The 22,403-nt window shown below is 60.7% G+C and carries 19 protein-coding genes; 9 read left to right on the top strand and 10 right to left on the bottom strand.

Features of this window, described 5'->3' with window-relative positions; translation table 11 throughout:
• The first annotated feature begins 39 nt into the window (after positions 1 to 39).
• From glyA to AD668_RS24790, 8 genes are all read left to right on the top strand, one after another.
• Positions 40 to 1,293 (top strand): serine hydroxymethyltransferase, encoded by a 1,254-nt coding sequence (gene glyA / locus AD668_RS24825; protein WP_053163070.1) that lies wholly within the window; start codon positions 40 to 42, stop codon positions 1,291 to 1,293.
• 23 nt (positions 1,294 to 1,316) lie between these two features.
• Positions 1,317 to 2,567, top strand: a complete 1,251-nt coding sequence (locus tag AD668_RS24820) for a sarcosine oxidase subunit beta (protein WP_007980419.1) — start codon at positions 1,317 to 1,319, stop codon at positions 2,565 to 2,567.
• A 14-nt stretch (positions 2,568 to 2,581) separates the two neighbouring features.
• Positions 2,582 to 2,911, top strand: coding sequence for a sarcosine oxidase subunit delta (locus AD668_RS24815; RefSeq protein ID WP_053163068.1), 330 nt, complete (start codon positions 2,582 to 2,584; stop codon positions 2,909 to 2,911).
• On the top strand, positions 2,908 to 5,925 hold the full coding sequence (locus tag AD668_RS24810) for a sarcosine oxidase subunit alpha (RefSeq protein WP_053163066.1): 3,018 nt from the start codon (positions 2,908 to 2,910) through the stop codon (positions 5,923 to 5,925). Before AD668_RS24815 ends, AD668_RS24810 begins: the two co-directional genes overlap by 4 nt.
• 142 nt (positions 5,926 to 6,067) lie before the next feature.
• Positions 6,068 to 6,700: a sarcosine oxidase subunit gamma gene (locus tag AD668_RS24805; protein WP_053163064.1), complete on the top strand. Its 633-nt coding sequence runs from the start codon at positions 6,068 to 6,070 to the stop codon at positions 6,698 to 6,700.
• Between the two features lie 133 nt (positions 6,701 to 6,833).
• On the top strand, positions 6,834 to 7,691 hold the full coding sequence (gene purU / locus AD668_RS24800) for a formyltetrahydrofolate deformylase (protein ID WP_053163062.1): 858 nt from the start codon (positions 6,834 to 6,836) through the stop codon (positions 7,689 to 7,691).
• A gap of 222 nt (positions 7,692 to 7,913) precedes the next feature.
• Entirely contained in the window at positions 7,914 to 9,113 is a 1,200-nt protein-coding gene (gene fdhA / locus AD668_RS24795; RefSeq protein ID WP_053163059.1) for a formaldehyde dehydrogenase, glutathione-independent, read from the top strand.
• 169 nt (positions 9,114 to 9,282) lie between these two features.
• The gene (locus AD668_RS24790; protein WP_053163827.1) at positions 9,283 to 9,855 is read left to right on the top strand and encodes a DUF2780 domain-containing protein; all 573 of its coding nucleotides are present in this window, start codon (positions 9,283 to 9,285) and stop codon (positions 9,853 to 9,855) included.
• Position 9,856: 1 nt separating this feature from the next.
• Here the strand turns inward: AD668_RS24790 and AD668_RS24785 are convergent, their stop codons facing one another.
• Positions 9,857 to 10,744 (bottom strand): acyltransferase, encoded by an 888-nt coding sequence (locus AD668_RS24785; RefSeq protein WP_053163057.1) that lies wholly within the window; start codon positions 10,742 to 10,744, stop codon positions 9,857 to 9,859.
• A gap of 165 nt (positions 10,745 to 10,909) precedes the next feature.
• On the opposite strand from AD668_RS24785, the gene AD668_RS24780 reads away from it, so the two are divergent.
• Positions 10,910 to 11,416, top strand: coding sequence for an ATP-dependent zinc protease (locus tag AD668_RS24780; RefSeq protein ID WP_053163825.1), 507 nt, complete (start codon positions 10,910 to 10,912; stop codon positions 11,414 to 11,416).
• A gap of 33 nt (positions 11,417 to 11,449) precedes the next feature.
• Here AD668_RS24780 and AD668_RS24775 read toward each other — a convergent pair whose 3' ends face one another.
• From AD668_RS24775 to AD668_RS24735, 9 genes are all read right to left on the bottom strand, one after another.
• Entirely contained in the window at positions 11,450 to 12,079 is a 630-nt protein-coding gene (locus AD668_RS24775) for a glutathione S-transferase family protein (RefSeq protein WP_053163055.1), read from the bottom strand.
• Positions 12,080 to 12,252: 173 nt separating this feature from the next.
• On the bottom strand, positions 12,253 to 13,551 hold the full coding sequence (locus tag AD668_RS24770; RefSeq protein ID WP_053163053.1) for an MFS transporter: 1,299 nt from the start codon (positions 13,549 to 13,551) through the stop codon (positions 12,253 to 12,255).
• 297 nt (positions 13,552 to 13,848) lie between these two features.
• Positions 13,849 to 14,028 (bottom strand): hypothetical protein, encoded by a 180-nt coding sequence (locus AD668_RS24765; RefSeq protein WP_053163051.1) that lies wholly within the window; start codon positions 14,026 to 14,028, stop codon positions 13,849 to 13,851.
• Positions 14,025 to 15,155 (bottom strand): PepSY domain-containing protein, encoded by a 1,131-nt coding sequence (locus AD668_RS24760; protein WP_053163823.1) that lies wholly within the window; start codon positions 15,153 to 15,155, stop codon positions 14,025 to 14,027. The genes AD668_RS24765 and AD668_RS24760 overlap by 4 nt, the downstream gene beginning before the upstream one ends.
• Positions 15,156 to 15,227: 72 nt before the next feature.
• Positions 15,228 to 17,663, bottom strand: coding sequence for a TonB-dependent siderophore receptor (locus AD668_RS24755; RefSeq protein ID WP_053163049.1), 2,436 nt, complete (start codon positions 17,661 to 17,663; stop codon positions 15,228 to 15,230).
• A gap of 226 nt (positions 17,664 to 17,889) precedes the next feature.
• Positions 17,890 to 18,864, bottom strand: a complete 975-nt coding sequence (locus AD668_RS24750; protein WP_053163047.1) for a FecR domain-containing protein — start codon at positions 18,862 to 18,864, stop codon at positions 17,890 to 17,892.
• Positions 18,861 to 19,379, bottom strand: coding sequence for an RNA polymerase sigma factor (locus AD668_RS24745; protein WP_053163045.1), 519 nt, complete (start codon positions 19,377 to 19,379; stop codon positions 18,861 to 18,863). Before AD668_RS24745 ends, AD668_RS24750 begins: the two co-directional genes overlap by 4 nt.
• 194 nt (positions 19,380 to 19,573) lie before the next feature.
• Positions 19,574 to 20,281 carry a PolC-type DNA polymerase III gene (locus tag AD668_RS24740; protein ID WP_053163043.1) on the bottom strand — a complete coding sequence of 236 codons (708 nt, stop codon included), beginning with the start codon at positions 20,279 to 20,281 and terminating at the stop codon, positions 19,574 to 19,576.
• Entirely contained in the window at positions 20,278 to 22,212 is a 1,935-nt protein-coding gene (locus tag AD668_RS24735) for a putative nucleotidyltransferase substrate binding domain-containing protein (RefSeq protein ID WP_053163041.1), read from the bottom strand. The genes AD668_RS24740 and AD668_RS24735 overlap by 4 nt, the downstream gene beginning before the upstream one ends.
• Positions 22,213 to 22,403: the final 191 nt, after the last annotated feature.

Raw genomic sequence — 22,403 nt, 5'->3', positions numbered from 1 at the left:
CGAGACGAATGGCGCACTGATGCCGCTGGGAGAGACGCGATGTTCAGCAAGCAAGACCAGATCCAGGGTTACGACGATGCACTGCTGGCGGCGATGAATGCCGAGGAGCAACGTCAGGAAGATCACATCGAGCTGATCGCGTCGGAGAACTACACCAGCAAGCGCGTGATGCAAGCGCAAGGCAGCGGCCTGACCAACAAGTACGCCGAAGGCTATCCGGGCAAGCGCTACTACGGTGGCTGCGAGCACGTCGACAAGGTCGAAGCCCTGGCCATCGAGCGCGCCAAGCAACTGTTCGGCGCCGATTACGCCAACGTCCAGCCGCACTCCGGTTCTTCGGCCAACAGCGCCGTGTATCTGGCCTTGCTGCAAGCCGGCGACACCATTCTGGGCATGAGCCTGGCCCACGGTGGTCACCTGACCCACGGCGCCAAAGTGTCGTCCTCGGGCAAGTTGTACAACGCCGTGCAGTACGGCATCGACACCAAGACCGGCCTGATCGATTACGACGAAGTTGAGCGCCTGGCCGTCGAGTGCAAGCCGAAGATGATCGTTGCCGGTTTCTCGGCTTATTCCAAGACTCTCGACTTCCCGCGTTTCCGCCAGATTGCGGATAAAGTCGGTGCGCTGCTGTTCGTCGACATGGCCCACGTGGCCGGTCTGGTCGCCGCCGGTCTGTACCCGAACCCGCTGCCTTACGCCGATGTGGTCACCACCACCACCCACAAGACCCTGCGCGGTCCACGTGGCGGCCTGATCCTGTGCAAGTCCAACGAAGAGATCGAGAAGAAGCTCAACGCCGCAGTGTTTCCAGGTGCCCAGGGCGGCCCGCTGATGCATGTCATCGCCGGTAAAGCCGTGTGCTTCAAGGAAGCGCTGGAGCCTGGCTTCAAGACCTACCAGCAACAAGTGATCGACAACGCCCAGGCCATGGCCGGCGTGTTTATCAAACGCGGCTACGATGTAGTGTCCGGCGGCACCGACAACCACCTGTTCCTGGTCAGCCTGATCCGTCAGGGCCTCACCGGCAAAGAGGCGGACGCAGCACTCGGTCGCGCCCACATCACCGTGAACAAGAACGCTGTCCCGAACGATCCACAGTCGCCGTTCGTGACCTCCGGCCTGCGCATCGGCACCCCGGCGGTGACCACTCGCGGCTTCAAGGTTGCCCAGTGTGTGGAACTGGCCGGCTGGATCTGCGACATCCTCGACAACCTCGGCGACGCCGATGTCGAGGCCAATGTTGCCCAGCAAGTGTCGGCACTGTGCGCGGACTTCCCGGTTTATCGCTGAGCGCGGTTTTGGAGTAAATGACTATGCAACGCTACTCAGGTTTCGGCCTCTTCAAACACTCCCTCAGCCACCATGAAAACTGGCAACGCATGTGGCGCACGCCGACCCCGAAGAAAGTCTACGACGTGGTCATCGTCGGCGGTGGCGGGCATGGTCTCGCCACGGCCTACTACCTGGCCAAGGAGCACGGCATCACCAACGTGGCCGTGGTCGAAAAGGGCTGGCTGGGCGGCGGTAACACTGCGCGCAATACCACCATCGTACGTTCCAATTACCTGTGGGACGAGTCGGCGCACCTGTACGAACACGCGATGAAACTGTGGGAAGGCCTGTCCCAGGACCTGAACTACAACGTGATGTTCTCCCAGCGCGGCGTCTACAACCTGTGCCACACCCTGCAGGACATCCGTGATTCCGAGCGTCGGGTCAGCGCCAATCGTCTCAATGGCGTGGACGGTGAACTGCTCGATGCCAAGCAGGTTGCCGACGAGATTCCGTACCTCGACTGCTCCAAGAACACCCGCTACCCGGTGATGGGCGCCACCGTACAGCGTCGCGGCGGCGTGGCTCGTCACGATGCCGTGGCGTGGGGCTTTGCCCGTGCCGCCGACGCCCTCGGCGTGGACCTGATCCAGCAGACCGAAGTGATCGGCTTCCGCAAGGAAAACGGCGTGTGCATCGGCGTGGAAACCAACAAGGGCTTCATCGGCGCCAAGCGCGTCGGTGTGGTCACCGCCGGTAACTCCGGACACATGGCCAAGCTCGCCGGTTTCCGCCTGCCGATCGAATCCCACCCGCTGCAAGCGCTGGTGTCCGAGCCGATCAAGCCGATTATCGACAGCGTGATCATGTCCAACGCCGTGCACGGCTACATCAGCCAGTCCGACAAGGGCGACCTGGTGATCGGCGCCGGTATCGACGGCTACAACGGCTACGGCCAGCGGGGTTCGTACCCGGTGATCGAGCACACCATCCAGGCCATCGTCGAGATGTTCCCGGTGCTGTCCCGCGTACGCATGAACCGCCAGTGGGGCGGCATCGTCGACACCACGCCTGACGCCTGCCCGATCATTTCGAAAACCCCGGTGCCGAACATGTTCTTCAACTGCGGTTGGGGAACCGGTGGCTTCAAGGCCACACCTGGCTCGGGCAACGTATTTGCCGCGAGTCTGGCCAAGGGCGAAATGCACCCATTGGCCGCACCTTTCTCCATCGACCGTTTCCACAACGGTGCGTTGATCGATGAACACGGCGCTGCTGCGGTTGCCCACTAACAGGAGAAATCCCCATGTTGCATATCTTCTGTCCTCACTGCGGCGAACTGCGCTCCGAAGAGGAATTCCACGCTTCCGGCCAGGCGCACATCCCGCGCCCACTGGACCCAGGCTCCTGCACCGACGAGGAGTGGGGCGACTACATGTTCTTCCGCGATAACCCGCGCGGTCTGCACCACGAGCTGTGGGATCACGTCGCCGGTTGCCGCCAGTACTTCAACGTCACCCGCGACACCGTGACCTACGAGATTCTCGAAACCTACAAGATCGGCACCAAGCCACAATTCACCGACAAGACCGATAGCCCGAAAGCGGCCAGCACGGCTCTGGGAGAGAAGGTATGAGCCAGATCAATCGCCTGTCCAACGGCGGACGGATCGACCGCAACAAAGTCCTGACCTTCACCTTCAACGGCCAGAGCTACAAAGGCTTTGAAGGCGACTCGCTGGCCGCCGCCCTGATCGCCAACGGCGTCGATATCATCGGTCGCAGCTTCAAGTATTCCCGTCCGCGCGGCATCTTCGCTGCCGGTGCCGAAGAGCCGAACGCGGTGCTGCAGATCGGCGCCACCGAAGCCACGCAGATTCCGAACGTGCGCGCCACGCAACAGGCGTTGTATCAGGGCCTGGTCGCCACCAGCACCAACGGCTGGCCGAGCGTGAACAACGACATGATGGGGATTCTCGGCAAGGTCGGCGGCAAGCTGATGCCACCGGGTTTCTACTACAAAACTTTCATGTACCCGCAATCGTTCTGGATGACTTACGAGAAGTACATCCGCAAGGCTGCCGGTCTTGGCCGCTCGCCGACCGAGAACGATCCGGACACCTACGACTACATGAACCAGCACTGCGACGTGCTGATCGTGGGTGGTGGCCCGGCGGGTCTGGCCGCTGCTTTGGCGGCTGCACGCAGTGGTGCTCGCGTGATTCTCGCCGATGAACAGGAAGAGTTCGGCGGCAGCCTGCTCGACTCCCGCGAAAGCCTCGACGGCAAGCCTGCAATGGAGTGGGTGGCCGGTGTCATCGACGAACTGAAGAACACCCCGGACGTGCTGCTGTTGCCACGCGCCACGGTCAACGGCTACCACGACCACAACTTCCTGACCATTCACGAGCGCCTGACCGATCACCTCGGCGACCGTGCACCGATTGGCCAGGTGCGTCAGCGTATTCACCGGGTCCGCGCCACTCGCGTAGTGCTGGCGACCGGCGCTCACGAGCGTCCATTGGTCTACGGCAACAACGACGTGCCGGGCAACATGCTCGCCGGCGCCATCTCGACCTACGTGCGCCGCTACGGCGTGGCACCGGGCAAAAAACTGGTGCTGTCGACCAACAACGACCACGCCTACCGCGTTGCCCTGGATTGGCTCGATGCCAGCCTGCAAGTGGTGGCCATCGCCGACGCCCGCAGCAACCCGCGTGGTGCGCTGGTGGAGGAGGCTCGCGCTAAAGGCATCCGCATCCTCACCGGCAGCGCCGTGATCGAGGCCCGTGGCAGCAAGCACGTGACCGCTGCCCGCGTTGCCGCGATCGATGTGAAGGGACACAAAGTCACCAGCCCGGGCGAATGGCTCGACTGCGACATCGTCGCCAGTTCCGGCGGCTACAGCCCGGTGGTTCACCTGGCTTCGCACTTGGGCGGCAAGCCGATCTGGCGCGAAGACATCCTCGGTTTCGTACCGGGCGAAGCACCGCAGAAACGCGTGTGTGTCGGTGGCATCAACGGGGTCTATGGTCTCGGCGATTCTTTGGCTGACGGTTTTGAAGGGGGCGCCCGCGCCGCCGCAGAAGCCGGGTTCCAGACCGTCGAAGGCCTGTTGCCAAAAGCCCTGAGCCGTCTTGAAGAGCCGACGCTGGCGCTGTTCCAGGTGCCACATGAAAAGAACACCGCACGGGCGCCGAAGCAATTCGTCGACCTGCAAAACGACGTCACCGCCGCCGCCATCGAACTGGCGACGCGCGAGGGTTTCGAGTCGGTCGAGCACGTCAAGCGCTACACCGCCCTGGGCTTCGGCACCGATCAGGGCAAGCTCGGCAACGTCAACGGCCTGGCCATCGCTGCCCGCTCGCTGAACGTGACCATCCCGCAGATGGGCACCACCATGTTCCGCCCGAACTACACGCCGGTGACGTTCGGCGCCGTGGCCGGTCGTCACTGTGGGCACATCTTCGAGCCGGTGCGTTACACCGCACTGCATCAATGGCACCTGAAAAACGGCGCCGAGTTTGAAGACGTCGGCCAGTGGAAACGTCCTTGGTACTTCCCGAAATCCGGTGAAGACCTGCACGCCGCCGTCAAGCGCGAATGCAAAGCCGTGCGCGACAGCGTCGGCCTGCTGGACGCTTCGACCCTGGGCAAGATCGACATCCAGGGCCCGGATGCGCGTGAGTTCCTCAACCGCGTCTACACCAACGCCTGGACCAAGCTCGATGTGGGCAAGGCCCGTTACGGCCTGATGTGCAAAGAAGACGGCATGGTCTTCGACGACGGCGTGACGGCTTGCCTGGCGGACAACCATTTCGTCATGACCACCACCACTGGCGGCGCGGCTCGCGTACTTCAGTGGCTGGAGCTGTACCACCAGACCGAATGGCCGGACATGAAGGTGTACTTCACCTCCGTCACCGACCACTGGGCGACCATGACCCTGTCCGGGCCGAACAGCCGCAAGCTGCTCGCTGAAGTCACCGACATCGACCTGAGCAGCGAAGCGTTCCCGTTCATGACCTGGAAAGAAGGTCTGGTGGGTGGTGTGCCGGCGCGGGTATTCCGGATTTCGTTTACCGGTGAGCTGTCGTACGAAGTCAACGTGCAAGCCGACTATGCGATGGGTGTATTGGAGAAAATTGTTGATGCTGGCAAGAAGTACAACCTGACGCCATATGGCACCGAAACCATGCACGTGCTGCGGGCCGAGAAGGGCTTCATCATCGTCGGTCAGGACACTGACAGCTCGATGACCCCGGACGACCTGAACATGGGCTGGTGTGTCGGTCGCACCAAACCGTTCTCGTGGATCGGCTGGCGTGGCATGAACCGTGAAGACTGCGTGCGTGATCAGCGCAAGCAACTGGTGGGCCTGAAGCCAATCGATCCGAACAAATGGCTACCGGAAGGTGCGCAACTGGTGTTCAACACCAAGCAAGCCATCCCGATGACCATGGTCGGTCACGTGACCTCCAGTTACCTGCACAACTCCTTGGGCTATTCGTTCGCCATGGGCGTGGTCAAGGGCGGGTTGCAGCGGATGGGTGAGCGCGTGTTCGCACCGCTGGCCGACGGCAGCGTGATCGAGGCGGAAATCGTTTCTTCGGTGTTCTTCGATCCGAAAGGCGAACGCCAGAACGTGTGATTGCCGGATGTCCGTAGGAGCCGGCTTGCTGGCGATGAACGATAACGCGGTGCATCTGATACACCGCGTCGTTTGGATCGCCAGCAAGCCGGCTCCTACAGGAGGCAACCGCACCATCAACAGAATTCAGGAAAGGTGCTTTATGACCACAGCCAATGTTTATCAGCAACGCCCAACCACCGGGACCAAGGCCGAGTCGTCGCTGCATCATGCCGACCTCGCCAGTCTGGTGGGCAAGGGCCGCAAGAGTGCCGGCGTCATCGTTCGCGAGAAGAAACTCCTCGGCCACCTGACCCTCCGTGGCGATGGTCACGACGCAGCATTCGCCGCAGGCGTACACAAGGCCCTGGGCATCGAACTGCCGGGTGCGCTGAGCGTGATCGTCAAAGGCGAATCCAGCCTGCAATGGATGGGGCCGGATGAATGGCTGCTGATCGTGCCGAGTGGTGAAGAGTTCGCCGCCGAGCAAAAACTGCGCGCAGCACTGGGCGATCTGCACATTGCAATCGTCAACGTCAGCGGTGGCCAGCAGCTCCTCGAGCTGAGCGGCCCGAACGTGCGCCAGGTATTGATGAAGTCCACCAGCTACGACGTGCACCCGAATAACTTCCCGGTGGGCAAAGCCGTCGGCACGGTGTTCGCCAAGTCGCAACTGATGATCCGTCACACCGCCGAAGACACCTGGGAGCTGCTGATCCGCCGCAGCTTCTCGGATTACTGGTGGTTGTGGCTGCAGGATGCTTCTGCCGAGTATGGGCTAAGCGTTCAGGCTTGAGATTTATCGCCGGCAAGCCGGCTCCTGCAGGATTGATGTCGGTCTTGAGAGCGACGTGAACCCCTGTAGGAGCTGGCTTGCCAGCGATCAACCGCGCAGCGGTTGTCATTAAACGAACAGGAGTCACCGCACTATGAGCCGCGCCCCAGACACATGGATCCTGACTGCCGACTGCCCCAGCGTGCTCGGCACCGTGGACGCGGTGACGCGCTTTCTGTTCGAGCAGGGCTGCTACGTCACCGAACACCACTCCTTTGATGACCGGCTCTCGGGCCGTTTCTTCATTCGCGTGGAGTTTCGCCAACCTGATGGCTTCGACGAGCAGTCCTTCCGCGCAGGTCTCGCCGAGCGCGGTGAATCCTTCGGCATGATCTTCGAACTGACACCGCCGCATTACCGGCCGAAGGTGGTGATCATGGTCTCCAAGGCCGATCACTGCCTCAACGACTTGCTCTACCGCCAGCGCATCGGCCAATTGTCGATGGACGTGGCTGCCGTGGTCTCCAACCACCCGGACCTCAAGCCGCTGGCCGACTGGCACCAGATTCCGTACTACCACTTCCCGCTGGACCCGAACGACAAGCCCTCCCAGGAACGCCAGGTGTTGCAGGTGATCGAAGAGGCCGGGGCTGAGCTGGTGATCCTCGCCCGCTACATGCAGGTGCTGTCGCCGGAGCTGTGCCGCAAACTCGATGGCAAGGCGATCAATATCCACCACTCCCTGCTGCCCGGTTTCAAAGGTGCCAAGCCCTATCACCAGGCCTACAACAAGGGCGTGAAACTGGTGGGTGCGACGGCGCATTACATCAATAACGATCTCGATGAAGGGCCGATCATTGCTCAAGGCGTCGAGGTGGTGGATCACAGCCATTACCCGGAAGACCTGATCGCCAAGGGGCGGGATATTGAAGGCCTGACCCTGGCGCGGGCGGTTGGGTATCACATTGAACGACGAGTGTTTTTGAACGCCAATCGCACCGTTGTGCTTTAGATTTTTGGGGCCGCTTCGCAGCCCATCGCCAGCAAGCCGGCTCCTACAGGATTGAGGCCGGCATAAGATCTGGCTCGGCCGCGATCCCTTGTAGGAGCCGGCTTGCTGGCGATGAGGCTCGCACGAACAACACAAAACACACAGGCAACACCCAGAGCAATCAACGCGGCGCCGATCCCTGGCGACGCGACCGCTACATAAAAACAACAGCGAGGTGAAAGCATGTCTGGCAATCGTGGTGTGGTGTATCTCGGCGCTGGCAAGGTCGAAGTGCAGAAAATCGACTATCCGAAAATGCAGGACCCGCGCGGCAGGAAGATTAACCACGCCGTCATCCTGCGTGTGGTTTCCACCAATATCTGTGGTTCCGACCAGCACATGGTGCGCGGCCGTACCACGGCGCAAACCGGCCTGGTGCTGGGACATGAGATCACCGGTGAAGTGATCGAGAAGGGCAGCGACGTCGAGAACCTGCAGATCGGCGATCTGGTGTCCGTGCCGTTCAACGTGGCTTGCGGGCGCTGCCGTTCCTGCAAGGAAATGCACACCGGCGTCTGCCTGAGCGTCAACCCGGCGCGCCCCGGTGGTGCTTATGGTTACGTCGACATGGGCGACTGGACCGGTGGTCAGGCCGAATACGCCTTGGTGCCGTACGCCGACTTCAACTTGCTCAAACTCCCGGATCGCGACCGGGCCATGGAGAAAATTCGCGACCTGACCTGCCTCTCCGACATCCTGCCGACCGGTTACCACGGTGCCGTGACCGCTGGTGTTGGCCCGGGCAGTACCGTTTACATTGCTGGTGCCGGTCCGGTCGGCCTGGCGGCGGCTGCTTCGGCCCGTCTGTTGGGCGCGGCAGTGGTGATCATCGGCGACGTCAACACCGTGCGCCTGGCTCACGCCAAGGCCCAGGGTTTTGAAATCGCTGACCTGTCCCTCGACACCCCGCTGCACGAACAAATCGCCGCGCTGCTCGGTGAACCGGAAGTGGATTGCGCCGTCGACGCCGTAGGTTTCGAAGCCCGTGGCCACGGCCATGATGGCGTCAAACACGAAGCCCCGGCTACCGTGCTCAACTCACTGATGGGCGTGGTGCGTGTCGCTGGCAAGATCGGCATCCCCGGCCTCTACGTCACCGAAGACCCGGGCGCTGTCGACGCTGCGGCAAAAATGGGCAGCCTGAGCATCCGCTTCGGCCTCGGCTGGGCCAAATCCCACAGCTTCCACACCGGCCAGACACCGGTGATGAAGTACAACCGCCAGTTGATGCAGGCGATCATGTGGGACCGCATCAACATCGCCGAAGTGGTGGGTGTGCAAGTCATCAGCCTGGATCAGGCGCCGGAAGGTTACGGCGAGTTCGATGCGGGTGTGCCGAAGAAGTTTGTGATCGATCCGCACAAGCTGTTCAGCGCGGCGTAAGTCTTCAGGCCAAACAAAACGGCGACCTTCGGGTCGCCGTTTTCGCTTGGATCGACTGACAAGGTAAAAATGCCTGAGTCGCACAGGAACATGCCGGTCGATGTCCGGTCAAACCGGCAGCTTTCCGTCCGTTCAACCGGACGGTTTACATGCACAAGAGGATGTCTGGATGAAGATTTCACGCGGTATTGCACTGGCTTCGCTGTTGGCCTTGTCCGCCAGCCCGGTCTTCGCACAGTTCAGCCTGAACGATGCGGCCAATGCCATTTCGGGCATGCAGGGCGGTAACGCGGCTACCGACGCGGCGCCCACTACGCAAACGGCAGATCTGCTGGGCGCGCTCACTCAATTGAACATCACCCCGCAGCAAGCCGTCGGCGGTGCCGGCGCGATGTTGGGGCTGGCGAAGAACCAGTTGAGCTCGACCGATTACTCGGAACTGGCCAAGAGTGTGCCGGGGATCGACAAGTTGTCAGGTGGCGGTGAGTTGGGTGCGCTGGCCGGGCTGCTCGGCTCCACCGGCAAAGCCGCCGGGTTGGACAACGCCCTGGGCAACGTCAAGGACACCAGTGACCTGAGCAACGCCTTCAGCGCCCTGGGCATGGACACCGGCATGATCGGCCAGTTTGCCCCGATACTCCTGCAATACCTCGGTCAGCAGGGTGTTGGTGGTTCGCTGCTGAGCAGCCTGGGCAGCATCTGGGGCACCGGCACCGGCACCGGCACCGGCACCGGCATCTGATTCAGTTACGCTCGGCGCGCAAAGCGTCGATGCGCTGGTCCTTCTCGATCCAGAGCTGGTTGACCCAGTTCTGGATTTTCTCGCGAAACAGCGGGTCGTTCTCGTAATCGCCTTGGGACAACGACGGATCAAGTTCGCGGGTCTTGATGTCGATAATCACCCTTGGCACATTGCCGCAGATCAGATCCCAGAAACCCGGAATCGTTTGCTGCGGATAAACCACCGTCACATCCAGAATGGCGTCCAGCTGTTCACCCATGGCTGCCAGCACAAACGCCACGCCACCGGCCTTGGGTTTGAGCAAATGGCTGAACGGTGATTGTTGCTGGGCACGTTTGGTCGGCGTGAAGCGAGTGCCTTCCAGATAATTGACCACGGTGACCGGCTGACGCTTGAACAGCTCGCAGGCCTGTTTGGTGATTTCCAGATCCTTGCCCGCAAGTTCCGGATGCCTGGCCAGGAAGGCCTTGCTGTAGCGCTTCATGAACGGATAATCCAGCGCCCACCACGCCAGACCGAGGAAGGGCACCCAGATCAGTTCTTTCTTGAGGAAGAATTTGAAAAACGGCGTACGTCGGTTGAGCGTCTGGATCAGCGCCGGGATATCGACCCAGGATTGATGGTTGCTGATCACCAGGTAAGAAGTGTCGCGGCGCAGATCGTCACCGCCGCGAATGTCCCATTGGGTGGGGATGCACAGGCGGAAAATCAGCTTGTCGATTTCCGACCACGTCTCGGCGATCCACATGACCAACCTTGAGGCATAGTCGCGAAAGGGGCCCGGCAGGACCAGTTTGAACAGGGCAAACACCATCAGCGGACCGATCAGGACCAGCGTATTGAGCAATAGCAGCAAGGCGACGAAACAGCCGGTGAGCAGGCGGCGCATAAGTAACTCTTGAAATCATTTGGGCGCGACATGATAAGCAGCTTCGGACGGCAGGCCAAATCGGTGGTGACGAATGTTTCACTTCCCTGCCGCTAACCTTGTGGGAACGATCATGTGGACAACGGTCTAAAATCCCGCTGCTCACTTCTCATGGAAGCCCATTACGTGAAATCCCTCCTTGCACTGCTTTCCCTCATCGCCCTGCCGGTCATGGCCGCCGAGCCGACCCTTTACGGGCGCTACGAATACATCGCACTGCCGGAAATCGGCGGCGAAGTGCTCAAGGCCAAGATGGATACCGGCGCGCTGACCGCTTCGCTCTCGGCCAAAGACATCGAAACCTTCACCCGCGATGGCGAAGACTGGGTACGTTTCCGCCTCGCTACCAAAGATGCGAGCGACAAGGTCTACGAGCACAAAGTCGCGCGGATCAGCAAGATCAAGACCCGCTCCGAAGAGGACGAAGATGAAAGTGAAGTGATCGCACCCACCAAGCGCCCGGTGGTTGATCTGGAACTGTGCCTGGGTAACGTCAAACGCATAGTCGAGGTCAACCTGACTGACCGCAGCAGCTTCAACTACCCGTTGTTGATTGGCGCGAAGGCGCTGCGTGAGTTTGGTGCAGCGGTGAATCCGGCTCGTCGGTTTACCGCAGACAAGCCGGATTGCTGACCGATTGCTTTCGAGCAGACTGCAATGCTCGCTTCAAACCTTGGGCATTGTCGCGATCATCGAAGGCCGTTGGCTGACCTCGAAATACCACGCCGCCAGCTGCGGATTCGCCGTGCGCCAGTCCAGATCCGGGTGGCGCAGGTCCACGTAACCCAGCGCACAGGCCACGCTGATCGCGGCGACGTCGAAGTGGCTGGTCAGCTCGGCAATCGCGTCTTTTTCCAGCAAGGCCAAAGCGCGGCGGATCTTGTCGCGCTGGCCGTCGAGGTACGCGTCCCACTGTTTTTCCGGGGCGCGCAAGACGACTTCGTAACGCACCAGTACGGCGGCGTCCATGATTCCGTCGGCCAGAGAGGCCAGGGTCAGACGACGCCACCGTGCGGAGCCCTCACGGGGGATCAGCGGGTTGCCGACGTGTTGATGGTCGAGGTAGTCGAGGATCACCCGGCTGTCATGAATGATGTTGCCATCGGCCAGGCGCAGCGCGGGGATTTTGCTCAGCGGGTTGTCATTGATCAGCATCAGGTCCGGATCTACCGGCGTGAGCACGCAGTTCTGCAACGCCACGCGGTCCTGTTGACCGGTTTCATGCAGCATCACCATGACTTTACGGACGAAGGGGGAAAGGGTGTTGTGGTACAGGGTCATGCTCGGGGCGGACATGGCAGTGTCTCGATCGGTGGGCAGTGCCGGGCAGCATAGCGCGTTGGCTCGTTGGCTCAAATGTCGATCTCCTGTGGGAGCGAGCCTGCTCGCGATGGCGGCCTGACATTCAACAGCTATGTTGGCTGACAGACTGCTATCGCGAGCAGGCTCTTTCCCACAGGGATTGCGTTTTAGCTGGCGGCTTGCAGTGTCTGCCCGGCTTGTGGCCCTGAAACGGCTTGCGGCTTGAGTTCGCGAGCCACCGTCCAGACGATGAACGCCGCGACGATATCGAAAATCGCCAGCACCACGAACAGCGGGCTGTAGCCGATCCTGGTCACCATCACACCAAACACCAAGGTAAACGCAGCGGCGCCCAGGTAGCCGAACATGCCGCCCATGCCGGTGGCGGTGGCCACTTCGTTTTTGCCGAACGAGTCGGAGGTGATTGCGTACAACGCACCGGACAACGTCTGGTGAGCGAAGCCGCCGATGCACAGCAGCGCAATCGCCGTATAGGGGCTGGCGACCAGACCGATGCAGGCCGGGCCGATCATGCACGAGGCGCCGAACAGCAGGACCATTTTGCGCGAGGTGAACAACGACACATTGCAGTGCTTGTGGAAGAACGGGCTCAGGTAACCACCGAGTACGCAGCCCAGGTCGGCGGCCAGGAATGGTAGCCAGGCAAACATCGCGATCTCCTTGATGTTCATGTGTCGCTCGGTCATCAGGTACAACGGAATCCACGCATTGAAGGTCTGCCATGCCGGCTCGGAGAGCATGCGGGCGCTGGCGATGGCGTAAAAGTTGCGGCTGCCGATGATCTTTTTCCAGCTGCCTTTTTGCTTGGTGGTGTCTTTGAAGTGATCTTCCTGACCGCTGAGGATGTAATCGCGTTCTTCATCGCTCAGACGCTTTTGATCCCGTGGATGCTTGTAGAGGACCATCCACAGAAAGGTCCAGGCCACGCCCAGTCCGCCGACGATCAGGAACGCCAGTTCCCAGCCGCTGTTCAAAATCGCCCAGACCACCAGCGGTGGCGCCAGTACGGCACCAATCGAGGAGCCAATGTTGAACCAGCCGATGGCCACCGAACGTTCTTTGGCGGGAAACCATTCGGTGGAAGTCTTGACCGCTGCCGGCAAGCCCGCGGCTTCCGTCAAGCCGAGCAGGCCACGGACGAATGCCAGGCCCTGCCAACCCGTCGCCAGTGCAGCCAGCGCACAAGCGATCGACCAGGCAAAGGCGAAGATGGCGAAGCCCATTTTGGTGCCGATGGCATCGATGATGTAGCCGGCCACCGGTTGCATCAAGGCATAGCAGACCTGCCACGCGACAACGATGTGCGAGTACTGCTCGGTGGTGATGTTCATTTCGCTCATCAGGGTCGGTGCGGCCACTGAGAGGGTATTGCGAGCCAGGTAGTTGACCATCAGACCAGCCGTCACCAGGCCGACCATCCACCAGCGGATGCCTTTGACTTTCATCACGTCACCAATATTTTTTGGATTTATTTTTGGTTGCTGCGCTTGTTGTAGGTTGTCGTACAACGTGTGACTTTATAGAAGCGCAAGGGTGAAACTGTCAACAAATATGTCAGAGGATTTGCGAGGCAGGCTGACGAGCGGAAGAGGCAGGCTGACGAGCGGAAGAGGCAGGCTGACGAGCGGAAGAGGGCGTCATCGTATGACTTGGGAAAATTCCGAAGTGTAGGAGCTGCCGAAGGCTACGATCTATTGATCTTGAAAGGCAAAGATCGCAGCCTTCGGCAGCTCCTACAGGGATCAGCGGCGTTGCAGGAGGCCGCGCAGGCCGAGGATGGCCGGGATGCCGAGTCCCAACCAGCTCAACGCATCCCACACACCATCACCCAGCAACGCGGCAAACAAACCCGCCGCGCTGAACAGGGCGATGAGGGTGGGGGTGCCGAAGACCTTCCAGAAGTTTGACTGCCGGGGTTTCATGCCGCGCTCTCCGATTTTTCCAGCACGGGTTTCGCGGCCTTGCGTCGCACCACCCACAGGTAAACCCCGCTCCCGAGCACGATGATGGTCAGCACATCGAGGGTCGCCCAGAGGATCTGCATCGGCATGCCGCCATAGTCACCGAAGTGCAGCGGTTGTGACATGCCCATGACGTCCATGTACCACGGGCGTTCGACCACCGCGGTGACCTGCAGGGTGCTGGCATCGATCAGTACGGGCGTCAGCAGGTGCGAGGTCAGGTGTGTGCTGCCCTTCATGAACACTGCGTAATGGTGCTCACTGGAAAAGCGCGTGCCTGGGAAGGCGATAAAGTCCGGCTGCATGCCCGGTGCGACTTCCTCGGCGATGTCGAGCAAGCGGGTGGCGGGCGCCAGTTGCGTGAGCGGCGGAGCATCGCGATAAGGCGCGATCATCGCGGTCAGCGAGTCGTTGCGCCAGGCGGCAATCAGCAAGTCCGCGCAGGCGCTGACAACGCCGGTCACACCGACAACCAGCGCCCAGGTCAGCGTCACGACGCCGATCAGGTTATGCAGGTCGAGCCAGCGCAGGCGGGTGGATTTGTCCTGCCTCACGGTGGCGAATTTCAAGCGACGCATGAACGGCAGGTACAGCACCGTGCCGGAGACAATCGCCAGAACGAACAGAATCCCCATGAACGCCAACAGCAACTTGCCCGGCAACCCGGCGAACATGTCCACGTGCAGGCGCAGCATCACCATCATGAAGCCACCATTGGCCGAAGGCATCTCCAGGGCTTCACCGGTACGGGTGTCGAGCATGAAGGTGTGGGACGAATTCGGCTCGGTGCCGGCCGTGGGCGCCATGATCGCAATCGCGGCGTTGGGTTCGTCCTCTTCATAACCGAAGTACTGCACGACTTCGCCGGGACGATGCTTTTGCGCGGCCTGCACCAGTTGCTGCAGGTTCAACTGCGGCGTGTCCGCCGGCATGACCTTCAACTCGGCGGCATCGCCCAACAAGTGGTCGATCTCGTGGTGGAAGATCAACGGCAGACCGGTCAGTGCCAGCATCAGCAGGAACGCGGTGCAAATCAGGCTGGTCCAGGTATGTACAGCGGACCAGCGGCGAATTGTTTTACTTTTCATTTCATAGCCTTCAGAAAAACCAAAGCCGTCCACGAAGGACGGCCTGGTCGTTGGGCGTGTCAGGTCAAGCGGTTACCACTTGTAGTCGAGGCTGGCCATCACGTTGCGACGGTCGCCGTAGTAGCAGTAGAAACCGTCACAGGTCGAAATGTATTCCTTGTCGAATACGTTGTTGGCATTGACGCTGACACTGACGCCCTTGAGTACGTTGTCCAGGCGACCCAGGTCGTAATGGACGGCCGCATCATAGACGGTATAGGAATCGCTGTGGCCATCGGATGGATCGCGTACGAAAGCCATGCTGCCAATGGCGATGTTGTCGGTTTCGCCGACATAGCGCACGCCGAAGCCGATTCCGAAGCCATCCAGAACACCGGTATGCCACGTGTAGTCAGCCCATGCAGCGGCCTGGTTTTCCGGGGTCAGTGGCAGCGGGCGGTTTTTGTCCAGTGGATCGGTGACTTTGGTCATCTTGCTGTTGGCGTAGGTGTACGAGGCAGTCAGGTTCAAGTTCTCGTTGACGTTACCGGTCGCTTCCAGCTCGAAACCACGTACTTTCGCTTCACCCAGTGGGCGAGATACGCCCAGGGTGTCGCTGAGTACGATGTCCTTGCGGGTCAGGTCATAGGCGGCAGCTGTGAACAGCATGTCGGTGCCCGGAGGCTGGTACTTGATACCGACTTCGTATTGCTTGCCGGTTCCCGGACGGAATGCTTCGCCATTGGCGCCACCGGCTTCTGCCTGGAAGGATTCGGCATAGGAGACGTAAGGCGTGAAGCCGGAGTCGAACACATAGCTCAAGGCCGCGTTGCCGCTGAAGTTGGTGTCGTCGCGGGTGTCCTTGGCATTGTTCATGTTGTAGAACGTCGAATCGGTGTGTAGCCAGTCCTGACGACCGCCCAGGGTCAGGCGCCAGTTGTCGAGGGCCATCTGGTCCTGAACGTAGAGGCCAGTGTCATGGGTCTTCTGGTTGTAATCGTTGAACGCGTTGAAGGGGACGTTACTGAAGTCCTGACCGTAAATCGGGTTGTTGATGTTGCTGGTTGGCGCGCTGCCAAACAGCCATTTGTAATTGGTGTTGACGCGTTGGTGGTCCAGGCCCAGCAATACCGTGTGCTTGATTATGCCGGTGTCGAAATCAGCCTGGAAATTGTTATCCACAGCAAACTGACTGAGGTCTTCGTCGACAACGTTGGCACCACGAGACAGTGTGCCGTCGTCTGCAACCGAACCGTAGAAACCGCCCGAAGTGATGCTCTGGAAGGACAGGTCGCTTTTGGTGTAGCGCAGGTTCTGCCGGAACTGCCAAACGTCGTTCATCCGGTGCTCAAAGGCATAACCCAAGGCGTAATAGGTCTTGTCGTAGAATTCCCATTCTGGATCGCCGAGATTCTTGTGGAACTTCACTTCACCGGCGGGCGTGGACAGCTTGGTGCCTTGTAGCGGCAGGAACTGGCTGGTGGTGCCGGTATCGTCACGGTTGTACTGGCTGAGGAACGTCAACGTGGTGTCGGGATCGATGTTCCAGGTCAGGCTGGGAGCGATGTTGTAGCGCTTGTCGTCAATGTGCTCGATGGTGGTGTTGCTATCGCGTACCACACCGCTGACACGATACAAAAAACGCCCTTCGTCATCGACCGGACCGGTGCTGTCGAAGCTGATCTGCTTGCGCTCGTAGCTGCCGACCTGCAATTGCACTTCATGGCTGGCCAATGCATCAGGGCGCCGACTGACCATGTCGACCAGACCGCCTGGTGGTGTCTGGCCGTACAGCGAAGAGGCAGGGCCACGCAGCAGCGCTACGCGTTCAAGATCCCAGGTCTCCATCTTCGGCATGGTGTAAGTGCCCTTTGGCAGCGGCAAGCCATCGAGGAACTGGGTGGGTTCAAATCCACGAACCTTCAGCCACTCGGCACGGCTATCGCTGCCGTAGCTGCTGGCGATCACACCGGGCATGTAACGTACGGCGTCATCCAGATTCTGTACGGCACGGTCCTGCATCTGTTCACGGGTGGCGACAGAGATCGAACGCGGTACTTCAGCCAGCGCGGTATCGGTCTTGGTACCGGCAGCGGTGCGCTTGGCCAGGTAGCCTTGTGCCGGGCCCCAGGCACTTTCGGAGTCTTCCACGCCAATCACGCTGGTCGCCGGCAGCGCCATCACACCTTCAGGCACAGCCACCAGGCTGTAAGTGCCAGCGCTGCTTTGCTCCAGTTGCAGCCCGGTGCCACGCAGGGCTTCGCGCAGGGCGCCCGCCGCGTCGAACTGGCCTTTGACCGGGGCCGAGGTCTTGCCCGCCGCCAGCGACGGATTCAACGACAGCGCCAGGCCGGCCTGGCTGGCAATCTGGTTGAGGGTGCTGGCCAGCGGGGCGGCCGGCAGGTTGTAGGCGCGAACGCTGGATGCCTGTTCAGCGGCGATCAGTTGGCTGCTGGCCAAAGGGGTGCAAAGGGCAATGGCTACCGCCAGCAAACTGGGGCGCAACAAGGTGTCTAGCGAACGGGACATACAGCGGCTCCTGAAAGGGAATACTTCTCAATTGCCTAGGTGCCGAATGAAAATCGAAAAGTGATAGGGCTGGATGAAAATAATTTAGATTCAGTAAACGGTTTTTGGTTTGTGGTCAGGCTGATGGCCCTATCGCTAGCAGGCTAGCTCCCACAATGGACCTTTGTTCGCAGGTCAAATGTGGGAGCTAGCCTGCTAGCGATAGGGCCTGACAGAGAAGCATCCGTCAGGGTTTGGCGTCTGCCTTTGCCACCACCGTCACCCACCATTGCGCGTGCTGTTCGATCTTCACCGGCAGGGTCGGCAGCAGGGCATTAAGCGCCAGGTCGGTATCGCGCAGCGGGAAGCTGCCGGTGATCCGCAGGTCAGCGACTTGCGGTGCCACCCCCAGATAGCCGGGTCGGTAGCGACCGATTTCCTGCACCAGATCTTCCAACCGTGTGTTGTCCACCACCAACATGCCACGGGTCCAGGCGTCTGCACCCATGTTGACGGCCACTATCGGCCCCAGGCCATTGTTTCGGATCAGCACTTGCTGACCTTCACGCAGGATCTGCTCTTCGGGGCTGGATTGCGGATGGGCCGCCACCGCCGACTGCAACACGCTCAGGCGCGTGCCTTCTTCCTCGCGCTTGACCAGGAACCGCGTCCCCAGTGCGCGCATGCTGCCTTCGCGGGTTTCGACGATGAACGGCCGCGCGTCGCCATGACCGGTCTCGACGAGGATTTCACCTTCCTGAAGGACGATCAGACGCTGCTTCTCATCGAAACGTACGTCCACGGCGCTGTGGGTGTTGAGATTGATCACGGTGCCGTCGGCCAGGCGCAGGGTGCGCTGCTCGCCGGTCGCGGTGCGCTGGTCGGCCAGCCAATAGTCGACCGGCAGATAACGTTCGCCGGCGAACAACGCCAGACCGATCACTGCGACGACACTGGCCAGGCCGCTACCGAGTTTGCGCACGCGCCGCCGAATGCCCTCGCGCGATTGCAGCAGCGCAGTTCGCGCCGGGCCGCTGGCAACACTGAAGCGTTGATCGAGCATGCCCAACTGACGCCAGGCCCGTGCGTGTTCTTCGTGGGCGGCGTGCCAATTAGTGAATGCTTCGCGCTCTACCGGGTTGCCGGAGTCCAGGGACAACTGCCACGCAATCGCGGCGTCCAGCACTTGCGCCGACACCGGTTTGGAGCTAACCGGGCTCATGTCGGCTCACCGTACTGCGCGATGTAGCACTGACGAACGCCCTGAGCCAGGTACTGACGAACCCGCGGCACCGAGACACCCAAACGCTCGGCAATTTCCGCATGGCCCAGGCCATCGAGACGGTTAAAGAGAAACGCCGCCCGGGCCTTGCTTGAGAGTTTGCCGAGCAGGCGATCAATGTTTTTCAGGTCTTCGAGGATCATCTGCTGTTCTTCCACCGACGGTTGTTCGGCTTCGGGGATCAGCATCAGTTCGGTGAGGTAGGCCTGCTCGAGCGCGGCGCGACGGAAATAGTCGAACAGCAAGCCCTTGGCAATCGCCACCAGAAAAGCTCGCGGCTCGCGAGGCACCTTCAATTCTTCACGACCCAGCAAGCGCACAAAGGTGTCCTGGCTCAGGTCTTCGGCCCGTTGCGGGCAAGCGACGTTGCGCCGAAGCCAGCCCAATAGCCAACTGCGGTGGTCGCGATATAGCGCACCGACGAGCTCACTTTGAGGGCTGGGGACTGACGACACGCAGCATCACCGAGTGGGAAGGGTTAACCAACGAGAATTGTTCGCGATTGTGTCAGAGGCCGGGACGGGAAGCAATTGGCGCTGGTCGGGTGGTTGGTGGCGCCAAACTCCGTAGGAGCTGCCGAAGGCTGCGATTTTTTGATCTTGAAAAAAGATCGCAGCCTTCGGCAGCTCCTACGGTGACCGCGTCGTTATTAGAAGGACGGCGCCTGCTGCCGCCGTTTCCATTGGCTCAAGCGCTGTTGCAGGTTTAACGGGCTATGAATCTGCTGCTGCCGCGCCCGGCTGAACAGGATCAGCGCCAGTTCTGCGGTGGCCAGCGCATCGGCACTGGCGTGGTGACGCTCGAAGACTTCCAGCTTGAACCAGTCGATCCAGTCGTCCAGCCCGGCCTCGCGAATGTGCGCCTGTGGGCACAGCAACGGAGCAATATCCGCCACGTCCATAAACAGGTGCCGCAACTTGTAGCCCAGATGATCTTTCAATGCGCGCCCGAGCATGTGTTGATCAAACGGCGCATGGAAGGCCAGCACCGGGCTGTCACCGATGTACTCCATAAGATCGAGCAACGCCTCGGCCGGATCGCTGCCTGCCGCGATGGCACTGGGGCCCAGCCCATGGATCAGCACGCTGGGGCCGAGTTTGACTTCAGCGCATTGCAAGGTGCGCTCGAACTGCTGACTGAAGTCGATCGCCCCGTCCTCGATCACCACCGCACCGATGGACAGCACCCGATCCTTGTTCATGTTCAGCCCGGTGGTTTCCAGGTCGAGCACGACCCAACGTTGTTCGCGCAGGCTGCATTCGCCCGGGGTGGCGGGATCTGGCAAGCGTTCGAGCCGATGCTGCAGGTCGGCGGACAGCGTTGGGCTGGCCGCACGCAGCCATGAGAACAGGCTCATAGCTGATACCGCAGGCTCAGGCTGCTTTGCAGGCGCTGGGCCTGACGCAGGGATTCGCGCAGGATGCGGCGGTCCAGGTGATTAAGGCTGTCAGGATCGACCCGATTGGAGTAGGGAAAATTCTCCCGGGTCTGTAGTTGATGTTGCTGCATGCGCGTTTGCTGAATGAAGTGATAAGCCTCTTCGTACGCCGCGCCATCCAGAGGCTCGATCACTTCTTTGGCGATCAACTGACGAAAGCGCTCCAGGGTGTTGTTGGCTTCGATGCCATGGGCGAGAGCCAATACGCGAGCGCCGTCGACAAAAGGGGCCAGGCCCTGGGTCTTCAGGTCCAGCGTGGCTTTCTCACCATTTTTGCGCGCCAGCACAAAATCACGGAAACGCCCTACAGGCGGACGATTGCGCAGCGCATTCTCGGCCATCATCCGCTGGAACAAACGGTTGTCGCCGACCTGATCGAGAATACCCCGACGCAACTGTTCGCAACTCTGTTCGCTGCCCCAGACCACGCGCAAATCGAAATAGATGCTGGAGCCCAGCAAATTCTCCGGCGTCGCCTCGCGGATAAACGCCGAAAAGCGTCGCGCCCATTCCGCACGGGACAGGCACAGCTCGGGGTTGCCGGCCATGATGTTGCCCTTGCACAGGGTGAAACCGCACAGCGCCAGGCTCTGGTTGATCTGCTGGGCGATGGGCAGCAACTTGCCGCGAATCTCCGCCGCATGGGCTGCGTCCCGGGCTTCGAACACAATACCGTTGTCCTGGTCGGTATGCAGCGTCTGTTCGCGGCGACCTTCGCTGCCGAAGCACAGCCAACTGAACGGCACGCCGGGGTCGTCTTTCTCGGCGAGGGTCAGTTCGATCACCCGGCACACGGTGTGATCGTTGAGCAAAGTGATGATGTGTGTGATCTGGGTCGACGACGCACCATGGGCCAGCATGCGCTCGACCAGTTGGCCGATTTCGCCACGCATCGCCACCAGGTTTTCCACCCGGGGCGCATTGCGGATGGTCCGCGCCAGGTGCACCAGATCGACCCGTTGCAGGGAAAACAGATCGCGCTCCGACACCACGCCGCAAAGGCGCTGATCCTTGACCAGGCAGACGTGGGCGATGTGGCGCTCGGTCATGGCAATCGCGGCATCGAAGGCGCTGTGATCCGGCGACAGGTAAAAGGGCGCGGGGGTCATGAATCGCTCAATGGCTTCGTTGAAGTCACTGCTGCCATTGGCCACGGCCTGGCGCAGGTCGCGTAGGGTGAATATACCCAGGGGCGCTTTGTGTTCGTCGACGGCCACGATGCTGCCGACCTGCTGCTCATGCATCAGCGTCACGGCCTCGCGCAGCGGCGTGAGCGGGCTGCAAGTCACCGGGTGACGCATGGCCAGTTCGCCGAGTCGGGTGTTGAGCGAATACTGGGTGCCGAGGGTTTCCACGGCCTTCTGCTGGACCTGCTGATTGACCTGGTCCAGCAAGCTGCTGACGCAACGCAGGGCGAAATTACGAAAGGTGTCCGACAGTGAAAACAGGCGGATGAATGCGGCTTTGTTCAGTTGCAGGCAGAAGGTGTCCTCGCCCGCCAGATGCTCGGTGCGGGTCGCCCGTTCGCCCAGCAACGCAGCAAGGGGGAAACACTCGCCGGTGGTGATTTCAAACACCGTTTCGGTACCACCCTTTGCCGTGTGCGGACGTTCGCCCACCACCCGGCCTTGCTTGACGATATAGAAGTGTTCAACGGGTCCGTCGGCGGGCTTGATGATGCTCTCGCCGGGGGCATAAAAACGCAGCTGGCATTGTTCCACCAGGTACGCCAGGTGAGCGTGTTCCATCTGATTGAAGGGCGGGAAGCGCTGAAGGAATTGCAACGTACCCTGGATGTTCTGCAACACCGCGGTTTTCCCTGCCTGTGTGAAGGCGTCCGCTCTACTCATAACCGTTACCGCAGTCTTTGTTTGAATTGTTGTGGTCGGATGACTCAGACATGGTCGACCCCTAAGACCGAGGTGCCCATTGGACGTAAGTCTAGGTAGGCAATCTATGGGATGGAGTGTCGGAAGAGTCTTACGCAACTGTGCGAAAAACCTCTCTGCTCGCCTATTGGAAAAATATCCGACGAAGCGCA

The sequence above is a fragment of the Pseudomonas sp. P1.8 genome (genome assembly GCF_001269805.1).
Classification (GTDB): domain Bacteria; phylum Pseudomonadota; class Gammaproteobacteria; order Pseudomonadales; family Pseudomonadaceae; genus Aquipseudomonas.
This window is presented reverse-complemented; position numbering and strand designations above follow the sequence as displayed.